Origin of the sequence: Ureaplasma miroungigenitalium (assembly GCF_025780085.1) — a bacterium.
GTDB classification, from domain to species: Bacteria; Bacillota_I; Bacilli_A; order Mycoplasmatales; family Mycoplasmoidaceae; genus Ureaplasma; species Ureaplasma miroungigenitalium.
Genome location: NZ_JAOXHL010000001.1, coordinates 244,054 through 260,240, shown reverse-complemented (window position 1 = coordinate 260,240; position 16,187 = coordinate 244,054). Strand labels below are relative to the sequence as shown.

The following is a 16,187-nucleotide window of genomic DNA, read 5'->3' as shown; positions in this document are numbered from 1 at the left end:
TTAACTTATAATAACGTCGCTCTGACGTTATTTTTTTTATCTTTGTAGCTTTTTTGATAAAATAAATTTTACACCATTAAAATGGTGTTAAGAAAAGGAATATATATGAAAAAGACGAATATAAATAAAAAAATATTGTTTTCATCTTTAGGTTTATTAGGTGTTGTAGCGGGTGTTACTGCTATCGCGACTAGTTGTCATAAACCTAAAGAAAACGATCAAAACGAACAGAGCTTAATAATTAATAAAGCGAATCTAGATACATACTTTGAATATGATTTAATTAACAATGTATACTTTATTAAAAAGATTAAGAAGGATTTCCCAACCAATAAAGAAATCATCTGAGATTTAAGCGAATCACCATCATTCAAGAGATATGCAAACCAAAGTGATGCTAAATTACGACAATTAGCAAGTTTGACTTTATCTAATGTCCTAACAGTTGCTGATAACGCTTTTGCCAACGCAACATGATTAGAAAATATTAAATTAAACAAGGCCACAGTTATTGGGAATGCAGCTTTCATGAAAACAACCCAATTAAAATCTGTGACAGCCAATGCTGTGGAAACTGTTGAAGGTTTTGCATTCAGTGAAACGGGATTAACTAATTTAACTCTTCCAGCAGTTTTAAACATCCAAGGATATGCATTCTACAAGACTGCTAACTTAACTAATTTACAAGCTGTTAAGGCTAATGTATTAGGTGATCAAGCCTTTGCACACGCCACACAGTTAACAACATTAGAAACAGCTAATCTACAAGCAATCGGATTAAATGTATTTGAAGATACACCATTCTTTACTGCCTTAAAGAAAGCGGCAACTAACAACTTAGTAGTTTACAAAAACACATTATTAAGTGCATATGAAGCTTCTGGTGATGTGGTTTTAGATAATGTTGAATTAATGGCTCCGCAATCTTTTGCTAATGCCAATGTTGTGAGCGTAGCTATGAAGCAATTAAAGGCTGTACCGAATGAAGCATTTATTAACAATCAAACATTAACGACTGTTAATTTTGACAACGTAATTGAAGTAGGATACAATGCTTTTAAAAACAATACGGCTTTAAATGACGTGCGATTACCTAAGGTAACAAAAATTAATGCCTCAGCTTTTGAAAACAATACAGCTTTAAAAGATATTAAATTACCTGAATTATTAGAACTAGGAGCAAGTGCTTTTAAGGGTTCTACGAAAATAACAACAGTTGTTTTACCCAAAGTTCAAATTATTGGTTTCTACGCCTTTAGTAATGTTGCTAGCCTAAACAAAATCACAGCACCTAAGGTAGAAAAAATTGGTGAATTTGCTTTTGAAAACTGCGACTTATTATCATACCAAGGTGCAACATTCCCACCAGTTATTACAGGAGAGATTTTCACAGCTATTGTGCAAGAAAATAAAGCCTTCCCTGAACCAAAAGAGGAAGATGAACACGAACATGCAGCTGCACAAGAAACAAACAATAAGTAAAGCGAAAAAATCAACTGAGAATAAAAAAATAAACCGTTAAAGGTTTATTTTTTCTTTGCTATACGTAGAATTGTTTTTAGTTTAATCTTTTGTGTTTTACAAAAAATGATGAAGAATATGAAATAAATTAAATTGGCAAATAAAAGAAAAATAAATAAGAAAGCCAGATAAACTAAATGACCATTGACAACGCTTCATAAATTGGTGATTAAGCCGTAAACAGACACATTACCAATTAAAGGAACCATCAGAGCATATAAGGTATATAAAATTAAGTAACCAATGAATAATTTTCATGCATGGAAGTAATTTAATCGAATGCTTATTTTATGAGTTTTAAAGATATATCAGCATAATATGTGAAACATCAATGGTGTTACTAAATGGTTATAGAAGCCAGTTAAATAGTTGACTCATAAATATTTATTACCCAGATGAGCAAATGGAAAAATGGCAATTAGTCATACAATACTGATAATGCTAATATAAGTTAAACCAACTAACATTAAATACCCACGATCTAAAAAACGGGCAGTGGGATTTAAGAAAATAAAGAAGGCAATGCAGATACACAATCAATTACCTTGGGTGGTGAAATAATGTAAATTATTGAATCATAAATCATGTGTATAAATTATGTGCATTGGCGTATGTTCATCAATAATATTAATTCCTTTGACTAAATTCGTTGGAACATAATCAAAACACGAGAAGATGATGAAACCGATACTAATGATGAGATAAACGAAGGCAATAATGCTCTTTTTGTTTTTCATATTAAAACGAATACGATTCGAATTATCTAACAAATAATAAAAGGTTGTGATTCAATAAAGTTTATATCCTTTAAATTGTCGGACTCAATAAGCATAAACTCAAGGGTTAATTAAAACAAAACCAATTAACAAACACCAAAAAGTTTTTTGACGCGTACAATGATATTGTCCTAAGAAAAAAATGCTAAGAATATTTAAACAGGCATATCATAAAAAACAATACAAGCCAACAGCACCAATACTTTGGATGGGTGCATGATTAATTACATTAATATCATAGACGATGTTATCACGCTCATATCCACTAGTTAAATAGACACTGAGAAAACAAACACCTAAAATCAAAAATCAATTATTCAGCCATGTTAAGTTGAACATTTTGACACTATAAGAAGCCGAGGTTAAACTCTTTTGTTTGACATTATGGTAAATAAACATAGGTATTCCTTTATAATTATATTTAGTATTAAATTATAAGGAATAATCATGATTTCTCACATTGTTTTTGCATATGTTTTCTTGATCTTAATTGCCCCAATTTTAGCTTATTTAGTTGGTTCATTTAATTTCAGTCTTGTTTTTAGTTTGTGATGAAAAAACAAAGATGTTCGGAAATTTAACTCCCAAAATGCAGGAGCCACGAATATGTCTCGGGTTTTTGGTAAGAAGATGGGAATCTTAGTGTTCTTGTTTGATGCCATTAAACCAATGGTTGTCATTGCGTTGGCATATTGTGTTTTACGTTATGGATTGCATGATGCACAGGTTAATCCATGAAATGACTTTCATTTAAATATATTATTGCACTTCTCTGGATTAGTTTGCATGATTGGTCACATCTATCCGCTTTACTTTAATTTTCGAGGGGGCAAGGGTGTAAGTACGTACTTCGGCTGGTTATTAATTATGAATCCTATCGTCGCTGTCTTATATTTCATTATTTTTTATATTGTTGCGCGGGTTAAGAAATATGTTTCTTTAGCTGCCATGGTTAGTACAGGCATTACGAGTTTACTCATCATTGTGCCTGGGATAAACTATACGCCACTATACAATGAGTGTTTTGTTTCATACTTTGCAGACCTACATTTAACAATGATCAACGTTAGCTACTTATTATTGTTTAGTGTGCCAGCGGCTTGTTTGTTAATTATTTGTCACAAGAGCAACATTATTCGCTTACGCTTAGGTATTGAAAAAACGAATCGTTTTATGATTTTTAAAAAATTCATTTAAACATTCGTTTTTTTATTTACTAATTTTCAAATTCACAACGATTTCTTAACATCTCAAATCGTCGTTTATTATTTTCTGTTGATTCATGATTGATACTATAACCTTTTGGTTTTTCTAAAATAACAAAGTCAGGATTTTGTTTTGTCATTAAAGTATTAACGAATCAGAAAGCATAATCATAAATTAATAACTAATAAAAAGATAGATAATCGTTTTTTAAAAAATAATTGTTTCTTTTTCATATGTATACTCGTTAATATCGATACAATATTCCTATTAAAATAACACATAATCCAGCATTATACAGAAAAATGTTTTGCTTTTGCATAAAAAAAGATTGTTGCAAAATCAACAATCTATGATCTATGGTAATTGTAAATGGTTTTTTAAAATTTCAATAATGCTTTGAGCTTTGTTTTCGAAATAAGTATATCAGAAGGTTTCGTTATTATATTCTGGTTCGATTAAATTAACATAGATTTTAAATTTCGGTTCTGTTCCTGATAAACGGAATTTAATTGTACTATCATTTGATAAGAATCAAGTGACATATTTGTATTCTTCGTTATACTCCACACGCTCAATTTTTAAATCTAATAAATGAGTTAATGTATTGTTTTGTAATTTCATTAAAAGCTCTTGAGCTTGGGGTTTTCAATCTTTATTTTTAAAGACAAATGGGTAAGTATGAGCATATCAATAACCATATTGTGGGAATATTAATTTACTAAAGACATCTAAAAGAGTAAGACCTTGGTTTTGGTAGAAGGCAATTAGTTCTAAAATGAAAGCGGCTGATTGGTAACCATCTTTATCATTATTCATATCGATTAAGTTAGTTCCAATAGCTTCTTCAAAAGCCACAACTAAATCAGCTTCGTGACGCAATTCAGCAATTAAATTACCATGGTGTTTGAAACCCACGCCAACATAATAAGCTTTTGTATTGAAGTCGTCTGCAATTCTTTGAACGTATGTATTAGAAACAATAGTAGAAATAATGTATTTATTCTTATGATATGTTTTGTTATTTAATAAGTAATAAGCAAAAAGGACGCCCGTTTGATCACCACTTAAATAATATCATTGGTTATCGTGCAACACTGCAACACCCATACGATCAGCATCGGGGTCAATACCAATCATTACTGTAGCATTGTTGTTTTCTGCGTATTCAAGTGCTTTAGTAAATGATGCTTGGTCCTCAGGGTTAGAACTCACATCATTGATAAAGTCTGGGTTTTCAAAGTTTTGTTCATTGACATTAATAATTTCATAACCCAATGATTCTAAGAAGACAGGCATATTATAAGAACCTGCTCCGTGGTGAGTTGTTAAAACAGTATTAAATTGTTTTTCACTGTTTTTATTTGTATGAATTAAATTTTCTTTAATGGTATCAAAGTAACCAGTAATTTCATGTTCATCAATGAATAAAATTAATTCTTCATCGACTTCAAAATCAAAAGCCATAGCTTCTTCATATGTGGGGATAAATGTTTCAATTAAATCAGTAACCGCAGTTATTGGTTGCGCACCAACGTTATTATAAACCTTAAATCCGTTGTCGGTCTTTGGGTTATGTGAAGCTGTAAACATAATCCCCCCATCTAAATCTAATTCATTAATTAAATAAGAAACAATGGGTGTTGCTAACATTTCATAGTCTTGAGGAACAAAGACTTCGAAACCAAAGCTTGAAAAGATTTGTGAAGCTAAAATCATCGCCTCACGTGATAAATAACGATTATCACGACCTAAGACAACACGGTGAAATTCATTGTTTTTAGGCGGGATTGTTTGTAAGTACTTAATATAACCTAAAATTAGTTGGGTATAAGTGAAAACGTTTAATTGCCGCGTTCCCATACCTAATGGTAAACGGATACCAGCTGTTCCAAACTTAAATTTATAGTTTGGGTCGAATAATTCGTTTTGTTCTTGTTCACTTAATCCTTCGATATAGGTTTTCTCTTCCTGACTAATTAAATCGGAAGCTAAAGTTTTGGTGACTAATTGATTCATTTTTTTGACTCTCCTATTTTAAAGACACATTTGCGCTTCAACCAAACGGTAATAAGTCTTCTAAAGTAAATTCACGATACGACCCATCTTGGTTAAAAACAACTACGTTTTGTTTAGGGTTCATAAATTCAGATATAACTTGACGACAAGCACCACACGGCGTTCCCGTATTGTTATTGTCGTTTGTAATTAAATAGATTGACTCAATCTGCTTTTCGCCGTAAGCAATTGCTTGAAATATAGCATTGCGCTCAGCACAAACTGTTAAACCATAAGAGCCGTTTTCCACATTTACACCTGGATAATAATTATTTTGGCACTGCACAATTGAGGCGACAGGGTAATGCGAATAAGGGGCATAGGCATGAGCTTGTAAAGCTTTGAGTTTTTCGTAAATTGATTGATAGTTTAATTTTGTATTCATATCCATAATTTTACCATTTTATAAATCATATAAAAGCAAGAAAAGAAAAAACGCGTAATGCGTTTAATTATGCTGCCACACGGACAACAGCAAATTTAATTGTCTTATTGTCGTATGTATAACCAGGGCTAATAACTTCTAGGATGGTTAAAGCTGGGTGTTCATCCGTTTTAATAGTTTCAAAAACTTCCATTGTGTCATCATCCAAAAGTTCACCCACTACAGGATTAACTATATGGATACTTAAATCACTTAATCCAGCTTGCATTTGGTTAGCAATCATTTGGAAACCAACTAAAAAGCCTTGTAATTTAGGGTCATCATATTGGTTATTTACAATTTTGCTGAAATGGTTAATTTGTGTTAATAACGTATCCATATCGTATTTGAAAATTTTGAAAATACCCATTTTTACTTCATCAGCGAATCGTGCTTCTAATGCTTGTTCTTTGGTTTTTAATATGCCCTTAATTTCTTCTGTTTTAGCAGTTAGCTTGGAAACATAATCCTGATTTAACTGGTCAATTTGTTTTTGCAGTGTTTGGTTTGCAGCCAACAAAGTGTTGTTTTGTTCTTTTAATTCACTAATTTCTTTTAAAAGAGCTTGCACATTATACTCTTTTTGCTCAGGTTTTGTTGTGTGATCATGATGATCGTGTTTTTTGTTTTTATCAGCCATTATTTTTGCACTTCCTTTAATCATTTATTATTATAGTCTTCGACTTCGGGATTTTTTTGTTTATTCATGTTTTGAATAAATGCCAATTGTTCAGGCGTCATTTTTTTAGTCTTAGCATATTTAATCGTGATGTAAGCATCACCTTGTTTTTTATTAAATAAGTTGTTTTTACGGTTTTTCAAACCAATACCTTTAATTTGGAATTGTTTGCCATCTTTGGTGTTGGCAGGAATGTTGAAACTGTGTTTATTATAAGCAGTAACAAATTCTACTTCGCCTCCAACTAAACAAACGAAAGGATCAACAAGAACTGTAATATATAAGTCTAGTTTGTTTGTTTTAAAGTATTGGTGTGGAATAACATTGATATGAAGATATAAGTCATGCTCAACACCATTAACATTATTACCCTTACGGCTGATTTTTTGTTTTTCTTGATCTAAAGTGTTAGGTTCAATCACCAAACTAATTTTTGTAGGGGTTTTAATGGTTTTATTTCCCCGACATTTTTTACAAGGATTTTTATTTGTTTTTCCTCGTCCTCGACAAGTGTCGCAAGCTGCTTGTTGTTGGAAAACACCAAAAGCTGTTTGAGTTTGGAAAACAACCTGACCAGAACCATGACAAGTTGCACAGGTACTAATATCAGCTACGCTTGGTGCACCGACTCCGTGACATTCATCACATGTTACTTGACGGTCATATTGAATTTCTTTTGTCGTACCTTTAATAGCTTCGAAGAAAGTTAAACGTAACGCTAAATGAATATCGCCTTGAATTTCTTCTTCTTCTTCAAAAGAATTAAAACCTCTTGCTGCTCCGGTATTAAAGAAACTTGAGAAGATATCTTCAAACCCACCGAAACCACCGAAACCGCCTTGTTGATGGAACCCTTGATTAGCTGCATCATGACCAAAACGGTCATAATTAGCCCGTTTAGTTTCATCACTTAAAACTTCATAAGCTTCATTAATTTCTTTAAAACGGTTCTCAGCATCGTGCGAATCGTTTTTATCAGGGTGATATTCTTTAGCTAATTTCCGAAAAGCTTTTTTAATTTCATCTTGTGTAGCTGTTTTGCTTACACCTAAAACTTCATAATAATCGCGTTTACTCATATTTTCTCCTATTAAAAAATGACATACTTTAATAAATTATACACTAATCAGTCATTTTTTAGCAATGTTTCTGTTTGATTGCTAAAACATTAGTGGCTTAGTTTTTTGCTTTTACAAAATAAAAAACCAACAAATTGGTTTGTTTAAATTTTGAAAGGTAAAGGGTTTAAAGGGTTGGCATTATTGGGTTGTGTAAGAACAACATCCTTGATATTAGGTACTTCTTGCATAAGGATTTTTTTTAAATTTTCCTCATAAGTAACGTTGGTCAAAAAACAACCAACGCAAGCACCTGATAACTGGATATAAACGATTTGATTTTCGTATCGATCAAAAATAAAATCACCACCATCCGCTTGGACATAAATACGTAAATCATTCAACACAGATTGAATTTTCTTTAAATCTTGTTCGTGCATGTCAGGGGTATATTTATTTGGCATAAATACCTTTCTTGCGGTGGTTATGTGCACTATATGTAATGATTAAATATTCTTGTGAGTTTTCAGTCACTAAAAATTGAAAACCAGGGTTATAAGGATCTATAAAAAATAAATGATTAGGATTCTGCATTGATCGTGATGGTCGGATGTTAGCGAGTCAAGTATTAATTTCTGATGAAATAATTAAACTAGAAATACCTGGATTATCTTTAAATTTGGGATGACGTTCACGGATTCTTTTTAAGGCGTGATCAGTAATGACAAATCTTTTGGTCGTAATACGTTTCATTTTATAATACGCGATGATGGAAAACATCAATCAATAAATCTAATGCAGTTTGATTTTTTTCGCTTCAGGGAACAATTATATCCGCGTTGATTTGTGATGGTTTAACATATTGATCATACATTAAAGAAACAGTTGTGCGTCATTGTTCAGCGATCGAATCGATATCACGCCCACGCTCTTTTAAATCTCGCAAGATTCGGCGCATTAAACATTCGTCTTTAGGCGTTTGTACAAAGACTTTTAAATCAATATGATCGTTAAGTATTTCATCATAAATGGCATAAATACCCTCGACAATTAAAACATCGACACCTGCTAAATGATAGGTTTCTTTTTGACGTTGATGCTTAACGTAGTCATAGATTGGGATGTCCACTGCTTGGTTATTTTTGATAGCAAAGATTTGCTGGCGCATTAATTCTCAATCAAAACTTTTGGGGTGATCAAAATTGACAACACCATTTAATTTTTCTTGAATAATATTGACTGGGTGATAATATGAATCTTGACAAATAATTGCACATTTTTTACCTTCAGGCATAGCATTCATAATTGTTTGGGCAATTGTGGTCTTTCCCGAACCACTTGCTCCGGCAATAGCAATAATTAAAACAGGTTTTCTCATTTTACATCAATCCTAAAAAACGTATAATATAATAATTATATATAATGTAGAACCAATTAATAGTGGTTTTTTTGAATTTTATATAGTATAATATTTAAATGTATTACAAACACACAAATACTTATTTTTAGAAAGAGGCGATTAGATGGCTGTTCAACAAAGAAGAGTGAGTAAATCACGTCGTAATATGCGTCGTAGTCACGATCACTTAGAAGTTGCGATTACAACTTCATGCCCTAGTTGCGGGAAAGCACTATTACCTCACCGTGCTTGCCGTGATTGCAAAACATATCGAGACAACAAATTCGATATTTAATTTCGATCCTAAGAACTTTTTCTATGATCAAAAATAAAAGTACAACGACTAATAAAAAAATGGTTGCTAACAAACAATCAGAACAATTAGCTCGTGTCTTGAATATCCCCAATATTAGTCAGTATTCCGAAAAACAAATTAAAAAACAATCTAAAAATTTTGTTATTAATTTAATTATTGCGATTACAACTATGTTTATCACAATTGGGATCATTATTGTTGTCGCTATTATTATCGGTATTAAAAAAGGTTAGTGCTCGCATTAACCTTTTTTCTAATTTTAATAATAAAAAAATTAACATATTTACATAATTGTGATATATATTAATGCATTTTTAAATGGATTAATTTATAATTAAAGAGTATTTTCAAAGATTATACATAAGCAAAAACACAGGTGAATTAAAAATGAACAAAATAAACAAACACAGCTCAACTTTGTTTTTAAGCAAAAAACAAGCAGAAAGTCTTGGTATCGTTGATTTAGAAAACCAAGAAATAGTCGTGAACAATCGATTTGTTAGCGCAACCAGCATTAACTCATTTGCTGATGAAATTAAATTAGATAAAATGGTAACAAAAGCCTTTACTTTTTATAATGAACAAGCAGCAGATAAAAAAACATTATTAGATATTTTTGATGATTATGATTACGAATCTCAAAATATCTCATATTTAACGTATTATGAATCACGAGTTTATGATTTAATACGTAAATATTTTTTAGGGCACAAGTTAAAAACTACTCAAATCCTTGATTGTTTTTTAGCTAACGAACCATATAAAAATAAAAATCTAGATGACTTAAAAGTACTAGAAGAAAAAGTCTTAAAATGTTTAGATGAACTATCATTAAACATCAAAAACATGAAATACGATGTTCTAGAATTAGAAGACCACCACATTACAAAACATATTCATGATGAAGAAGATTTCACAGAACAAAAAGCAGAATTGGAAGCGTCATTAGATATTCAATTGATTCTTTTATATTTATTATCAATTATTCAAGCTAAAACTAATCCTGAATTTGAACAAGAATGAGCAAGTGTTGGTCTTGGTGTTGACCGGATTCCAGCAGAGTTTACTGAATATGACTACCGTGTTCGTAAAGATTTCCTAAACGATCGCAATTTTCAACAAATGGTGTCAAAACTAAAAGACATCCCATCATCTACAACACCTGTTGCGCCACAAGGCAATGCAAAATTAGAATCAGATAAAAAACATTCAGATTTCCAACCAGAAATTTATAATAATTTACCAATTGATGAAACTGCTGCACCAACAACATGTTCAACAAGTACATTGAAAAGCGATGTTGATGTGAATGATATTTCCTCAGCAGTAATTCAATCTGCTAGCGGTTTAAAGGTTAATTTCAACCAACCGATTTTAGAAACAGTAGAAGAAGAATCTATAGAAGCAACTAAAGATCCTTTAATTGATGAAAATCGTGAACTTGAACAACCGGTTTACTTAAACAAAGAAGAGCAAGCTAAATTAGAATCAGAATACAATGATTTTTTAGAAAAATACGAAACTCAACAAACAGTTAGCGAAAAAGAAGCTTTAGCTGATAGTGTTGGTTATGAAGAAATTCTAATTGAAGAAGATTACTTACACGCAATGCATCAAAAGGATTTAAATGCCAATGCATTACATCACGAATCTGAACCTATGTGAAAAAACGAAGCGAATGTGGACATGATCTTTGAAAAAGACACACACCATAATAGTGAACCAGAAATGGTTAATGATGAAGAATTAGACGACGAAGAAGAAGAAATCGAAAGTAGCACAAACAAAGAAAGTTTATCTATTAAAGATTCACCAAAAAAAACCACCGCTGTCAATGAAGACATTAATTATTATGTTGACAAAGAAATTAAACATTATGAATCAATGATTAAAGACTTAGAACATAAACAAAATGATGGTGAAGTTCAAGAAGTAGTTGCTGAATCATCGCCAGAAATGTTATTAGTGAAAAATGTAGTTACTGATGAAGAAATTAAAATTGATGTTGACCCAGTTCCGACAGGCTCACAAGAAGAATTACAAAAAGAAAAACTGGATTTAATCAAAAAATATTCTGACGAAGAAAACGCTAACGTTAATAATAAATTCAAAATTTTAGATCAACGTCAAATTATTTTAGATAATATGAAAAAATATCAAGAAACAAATGACGTACATTACTTAAAAGATGAACAACCACTTAAAGCTGGCGATGTTTGTTTAAAAGACTTTAATGAATTACCAAAAAACGATAAACCAGAAAAACACGAATCATCAAATGTTGATAATGATTATGATGATTTATTAGCATTAGAATATGCTGAAATGCTTGAAGCTTTCGAAAACGATCAATTAGATGTAAAACAAGTCGAAGTAAGCAACGAATTCTTAGTAAAATCGCACGAACAAAAAGAACCGACTGAGAAAAAACGAGTACCATGATTTAAAAGAAAGAAAAATAAATAGAGGAGGGAAGAACAATGAATAAAACATTTGAAAAATATGTTGAATTAACATTCGACGAAGAACGAGTGCTTTTAAAGAGAGGCGATAACCAAATCTTTAGAAAACCCGAAGAAACTTCACAAGATAACGTTCTTGACCCTTTTATTAAAACGGATGGTTTAAACAAGGTACACTCACACCATGATTCTGTTGCTGCTTTAATTATCAATAACAACGAATTTGACACTAAAGGTGTAGAAAATTATCGTCAAGATATTGAAGATAAAGTTACTGAATTATACGAAGATATTACAAGCGCTTACTTAAAGAGCAAGGAAACAAAGAAACACAAAAAAGATGTTCCTGACGTGATTAACAACCAAAAAATGTTAAATAACCATATTCAAAATGTTCAAACAGTTTGCAACCGTTTAGCTTTTGAATGAGATGCACATTTACTAACTGCAGTTAGCCACGAAGAATTTTTAGAAGTTGAAAAAGTTAAAGTCAAGTCTGACAAACTACTAAAACGTAAACTACGTCGTTATTACCAATTAATCAATCACGAAAATTTAGATACAGACTTTACTGATATTAATTTAACACCTCGTGAACAAAAAATTTACGACAAAATTAGTGCAAGTGAAGAAGAAAAAACAGAAATGTTAAGAGCTCAATACGATGAAAAACGTAATGATGTGATTGACGCTGTATGATCTGATTTATTAATTCACAAGAAAAATATCAACGATACTTCTTTTGCAAACAGTTCATCAATTGCTTTATTAATCTCTGGACAATTTGGTTTAATTAATGATTTAGAAAAATTATTAAACGAACAAGAATTATTACGAATTGGTTTAATTATTAAACGAACAAAATTACAACGTGAAAAATTAAACAATTACTATGAAAAAGATGAAGTATATGAACAAGATCTATATGCTTTACAATTAGAATTCTTAAAAGTCATGGGTGCGGAAATTACAATTTTATCAGCTATTGAAAAAAATATTGATTTACTAGAACGTTTATTATCGACTTTAAAACAAGCAGACCACCCATTAGCGTCATATGGTAATTACGTTACAATGTTAACAAAAATTTCTAAAATGGTTGCTAACTCAGCTAAGAATGCCATCATTTCTTCTGATAATGAAGAAAGATTCGTTCATGAAATTGTGTTAGATGAAACAGGTTATAAAAATGATCATGAACACGATGAAGTGATTACAAACACAGTTTATAAACAAACAAAAATTATCCCTGACTACCATGTAAACGTTGTGACAAATGAACCTCGTGATTTATTCATGAATGCATATGTCAACGAAATTCCTGTATCTGTTAAGATTAAAAAGAAATAATACATGAAGCGAATAATTAATGATTTATTTATCCAATTAAATAATGAATTAAAAAACCAAAAGAAAGATCATCAGAAAGTAATTCATATTTTCTATGATTCTTTTTTTGTGCCCCGGGATAGTTTGTATTTGCGAGTTAAGGAAAAATATGCTCAGCAATTAAATATTCCCTTGGCATTTTATGACCTTGCTAATTTTACAAATAAAGCTGATTTTGATAAACTCATGAAAAAGATTCATGCGCAGAATGACTTTCTTTTTTACGAACTGCCCATACGTGTAGAAACAAGAACTGGTTTAGGTTTATGAGATTATTTAAATCTAGATAATGATATTGATGGGCTAGATTCTTTTAAATATTTAGAAGATAAACAAGATCAAATTATTTATTATCCGGCAACTGTTTTAGCAGTTATGACATTATTTAAGGCGATTCAACATTGATTCCCATCACGACCTACTTTATGTGTTTTAGGTCGATCTGAACATTTAGGGAAATACTTATATACTCTCTTAAAAGACGAATTTGCTCAAGCTTTTTTAATTGGGCGGAATAATGAACAAAAAGAAGCTGTTTTGCAAAACGCTGATTGTGTATTGGCATGTATTAATCAAGCCCACGCCTATGACGTGCGAGATTTAAAGGATAACAGTTTTTTGATTGATGTTACTTTAGAAGAACAAGAAAACAAAATTTTTGGCGCTTTTAAATATAATCCTGAATATCAAGAAAAACACAAGATTCACGTTAGTCCTTCGCCAGGAGGCATAGGCAAACTAACCACCCTATGTTTGTTTTTAAACTATTTCAAAAAAATAACAAAAAAATAATTATTTTATAATAATCCTTTAGTAGCTCAATGAACTATGCTTATCATGGTGATTCATATGCTACAAGGGATTTTATTTTTAATCAAACAAAACGATCAACTAGTATTGTCGTGATTTTATCAACGTTTTTACAAGATGTTTTATATGTATCTTGGTCGTTGAGTTCAAAAGAGTTTCAATGCTCATCTTATTAAACTGGATGAGTATGCTGTTTTCGTCTATCAAGCAATTAAGAAAGGGGCAAATAGTTTATTCGCTCAGCCAACTAATTGAGCTTTGACTATTGGCTTTATGAAGAAATGTTTATATTGTTTATTCATAGATGAACAACGTAAAAATCAGAATTCTAAAAATAAAATCCTCTCCAATTGTCTTGCAGAGGATGAAAAATATAATTTAATGAATTTAAATGATAGTCAAAATGACTTTGAAACCACATTTTGAAAAAATTTTTATACCAAATCATTTGAAAAACATTTACAATTAAATCATCCGCATTTACACCTTTTCTTTTTGTCAATCAAAAAGCACTATAATGTTGATGAATTAGCAAAACGTTTTCAAAAGACTAAAAAACAAGTTTATAATTTAGTTCAAAAATTAAAAAAACTATATGCTACTTTCGTTTGTATTTAAAGCAATTTTTATCTTTATAAAAAAAATTAAAAATATGTTGCTTTTTTAGGTGTTATTGTATATAATTATATAGTGCTTTTAAATGGACAGATAGCGAAGTGGCCAAACGCATCCGGCTGTAACCCGGCTCCGAGAGGTTCGTAGGTTCGAATCCTACTCTGTCCACCATTGGCCTGTAGCCAAGCGGTAAGGCAGAAGATTTTGATTCTTCCACGCGCAGGTTCGATCCCTGCCAGGCCAGCCATTAAAACATCACCTATATAGATTTCTATATAGTTAACGCCTCATTAGCTCAGTGGTAGAGCATTTCACTTTTAATGAAGGGGTCGTAGGTTCGAACCCTACATGGGGCACCATTATTTCTAACCATATATTATGTATATGATATATGGCATTTTGCTGGAGTGGCGGAATGGTAGACGCATTGGACTTAAAATCCAATGACTTCACGGTCGTGAGGGTTCAAGTCCCTCTTCCAGCACCATTTTGCGGGTGTAGTTCAATGGTAGAACTATAGCCTTCCAAGCTATTAGTGTGGGTTCGATTCCCATCACCCGCTCCATTGGAGCTTTATGACCGCACTGCGGTCATTTTTTTATACTATTAACATTTTATAAAGGATTCATAAATGAAAAAAGCATGAGTTAAAAACCAATTAGGTTATGATACAGGTTTATTCTTATACCAAGATAAAGACCAATTTAATTTTTCTATTGATACGTTGTTATTAGCTAATTGAGCTAGTTTAAAAGCCAAAACCAAAAAAGTTTGTGAAATTGGCTTAAATAATGCTGCTTTATCAATATTACTAGCAGCTCGTAAAAATGACATGACTATTGATGGTATTGAAATTAATGAGCAGGCAATTGATTTAGCTTTATATAACATTGAATATAATCAAATGTCAGACCGTATTCGCGTTATTCATGCTGATTTTAATGAATATGTACAAAACAACCATCTAGATGAAAAAGACCGTTATGATTTAGTTGTTTGCAATCCACCGTATCATTTACCATCCGGATTAAAAAATAAAAATATTTCCAAAGCAAGCGAAAATGCTTTGTATGAACAGTCATTAACGTTTGAGCAAATTATGCTTGGAGTACAAAAAATATTAAAACAAAAAGGTGTGTTGAGCATGATTGTTTCAAGTGTGCGTTTAGCTGACATTATTTGTTTAATGCGTCAGTATAAATTCGAACCAAAGCGATTAAAAATGATTTATCCGCGACCCTATAAGCCCAGTTGTTTAGTTTTAATCGAAGCTATCTACAACACAACTCCGGGATTGGTGGTGGAAAAAAGTCTTTTATTGCACAACGAAAAACCGAACGATCATTCATACACTCCCGAAGCTTTGTTTTATCACCGCATCAACACTTATGAAGTGCCGAAAAAGACCAAAAACAAGCCTAAAAAATAGTTTATAGATTAATTAGATTTGTATTAAAACAAAGAATATAGTATAATA

General features: G+C 31.3%; 17 protein-coding genes and 5 tRNA genes. 14 read left to right on the top strand and 8 right to left on the bottom strand.

Annotated features, from left to right (window positions below; translation table 4 throughout):
* The first annotated feature begins 105 nt into the window (after positions 1–105).
* A complete protein-coding gene (locus OF376_RS00990; RefSeq protein WP_263821685.1) occupies positions 106–1,482 on the top strand; it encodes a leucine-rich repeat domain-containing protein in 1,377 nt (458 codons plus the stop codon).
* Positions 1,483–1,526: 44 nt separating this feature from the next.
* On the opposite strand, the gene OF376_RS00985 is transcribed toward OF376_RS00990, so the two are convergent.
* Positions 1,527–2,636 (bottom strand): DUF1600 domain-containing protein, encoded by a 1,110-nt coding sequence (locus OF376_RS00985; protein ID WP_263821684.1) that lies wholly within the window; start codon positions 2,634–2,636, stop codon positions 1,527–1,529.
* 108 nt (positions 2,637–2,744) lie between these two features.
* Here OF376_RS00985 and plsY point away from each other — a divergent pair, with 108 nt between their 5' ends.
* Complete coding sequence (plsY, locus tag OF376_RS00980) at positions 2,745–3,494, top strand: glycerol-3-phosphate 1-O-acyltransferase PlsY (RefSeq protein ID WP_263821683.1); 750 nt, start codon at positions 2,745–2,747, stop codon at positions 3,492–3,494.
* A 363-nt stretch (positions 3,495–3,857) separates the two neighbouring features.
* Here the strand turns inward: plsY and OF376_RS00975 are convergent, their stop codons facing one another.
* The 7 genes from OF376_RS00975 to udk form a co-directional block, all read right to left on the bottom strand.
* Positions 3,858–5,519, bottom strand: a complete 1,662-nt coding sequence (locus OF376_RS00975) for a phospho-sugar mutase (RefSeq protein ID WP_263821682.1) — start codon at positions 5,517–5,519, stop codon at positions 3,858–3,860.
* A gap of 13 nt (positions 5,520–5,532) precedes the next feature.
* Positions 5,533–5,943: a cytidine deaminase gene (cdd, locus tag OF376_RS00970; RefSeq protein ID WP_263821681.1), complete on the bottom strand. Its 411-nt coding sequence runs from the start codon at positions 5,941–5,943 to the stop codon at positions 5,533–5,535.
* 67 nt (positions 5,944–6,010) lie between these two features.
* Complete coding sequence (gene grpE / locus OF376_RS00965) at positions 6,011–6,622, bottom strand: nucleotide exchange factor GrpE (protein ID WP_263821680.1); 612 nt, start codon at positions 6,620–6,622, stop codon at positions 6,011–6,013.
* A complete protein-coding gene (locus OF376_RS00960; protein ID WP_263821679.1) occupies positions 6,622–7,740 on the bottom strand; it encodes a DnaJ domain-containing protein in 1,119 nt (372 codons plus the stop codon). The genes grpE and OF376_RS00960 overlap by 1 nt, the downstream gene beginning before the upstream one ends.
* Positions 7,741–7,883: 143 nt before the next feature.
* Positions 7,884–8,183, bottom strand: a complete 300-nt coding sequence (locus OF376_RS00955) for a NifU family protein (protein ID WP_263821678.1) — start codon at positions 8,181–8,183, stop codon at positions 7,884–7,886.
* Entirely contained in the window at positions 8,173–8,472 is a 300-nt protein-coding gene (locus OF376_RS00950) for a hypothetical protein (RefSeq protein WP_263821677.1), read from the bottom strand. The genes OF376_RS00955 and OF376_RS00950 overlap by 11 nt, the downstream gene beginning before the upstream one ends.
* Before the next feature lies 1 nt (position 8,473).
* Positions 8,474–9,097 (bottom strand): uridine kinase, encoded by a 624-nt coding sequence (gene udk, locus OF376_RS00945; protein WP_263821676.1) that lies wholly within the window; start codon positions 9,095–9,097, stop codon positions 8,474–8,476.
* Positions 9,098–9,242: 145 nt separating this feature from the next.
* On the opposite strand from udk, the gene rpmF reads away from it, so the two are divergent.
* The 12 genes from rpmF to OF376_RS00885 all read left to right on the top strand — a co-directional run bounded on the left by rpmF (position 9,243) and on the right by OF376_RS00885 (position 16,139).
* The gene (gene rpmF / locus OF376_RS00940; RefSeq protein ID WP_263817741.1) at positions 9,243–9,413 is read left to right on the top strand and encodes a 50S ribosomal protein L32; all 171 of its coding nucleotides are present in this window, start codon (positions 9,243–9,245) and stop codon (positions 9,411–9,413) included.
* 23 nt (positions 9,414–9,436) lie between these two features.
* On the top strand, positions 9,437–9,667 hold the full coding sequence (locus OF376_RS00935) for a hypothetical protein (RefSeq protein WP_263821675.1): 231 nt from the start codon (positions 9,437–9,439) through the stop codon (positions 9,665–9,667).
* 154 nt (positions 9,668–9,821) lie between these two features.
* Positions 9,822–11,900 carry a hypothetical protein gene (locus OF376_RS00930; protein ID WP_263821674.1) on the top strand — a complete coding sequence of 693 codons (2,079 nt, stop codon included), beginning with the start codon at positions 9,822–9,824 and terminating at the stop codon, positions 11,898–11,900.
* A gap of 14 nt (positions 11,901–11,914) precedes the next feature.
* On the top strand, positions 11,915–13,246 hold the full coding sequence (locus OF376_RS00925; protein ID WP_263821673.1) for a hypothetical protein: 1,332 nt from the start codon (positions 11,915–11,917) through the stop codon (positions 13,244–13,246).
* A 3-nt stretch (positions 13,247–13,249) separates the two neighbouring features.
* Entirely contained in the window at positions 13,250–14,077 is an 828-nt protein-coding gene (locus OF376_RS00920; protein WP_263821672.1) for a hypothetical protein, read from the top strand.
* Positions 14,078–14,134: 57 nt separating this feature from the next.
* On the top strand, positions 14,135–14,713 hold the full coding sequence (locus tag OF376_RS00915) for a hypothetical protein (protein ID WP_263821671.1): 579 nt from the start codon (positions 14,135–14,137) through the stop codon (positions 14,711–14,713).
* Between the two features lie 84 nt (positions 14,714–14,797).
* Positions 14,798–14,881, top strand: a tRNA-Tyr gene (locus OF376_RS00910).
* Position 14,882: 1 nt separating this feature from the next.
* A tRNA-Gln gene (locus OF376_RS00905) sits at positions 14,883–14,957 on the top strand.
* 37 nt (positions 14,958–14,994) lie between these two features.
* A tRNA-Lys gene (locus OF376_RS00900) sits at positions 14,995–15,069 on the top strand.
* 42 nt (positions 15,070–15,111) lie between these two features.
* Positions 15,112–15,197, top strand: a tRNA-Leu gene (locus tag OF376_RS00895).
* 4 nt (positions 15,198–15,201) lie between these two features.
* Positions 15,202–15,275: transfer RNA gene (locus OF376_RS00890), tRNA-Gly, on the top strand.
* Positions 15,276–15,341: 66 nt separating this feature from the next.
* Positions 15,342–16,139 carry a tRNA1(Val) (adenine(37)-N6)-methyltransferase gene (locus OF376_RS00885; RefSeq protein ID WP_263821670.1) on the top strand — a complete coding sequence of 266 codons (798 nt, stop codon included), beginning with the start codon at positions 15,342–15,344 and terminating at the stop codon, positions 16,137–16,139.
* Positions 16,140–16,187 lie beyond the last annotated feature (48 nt).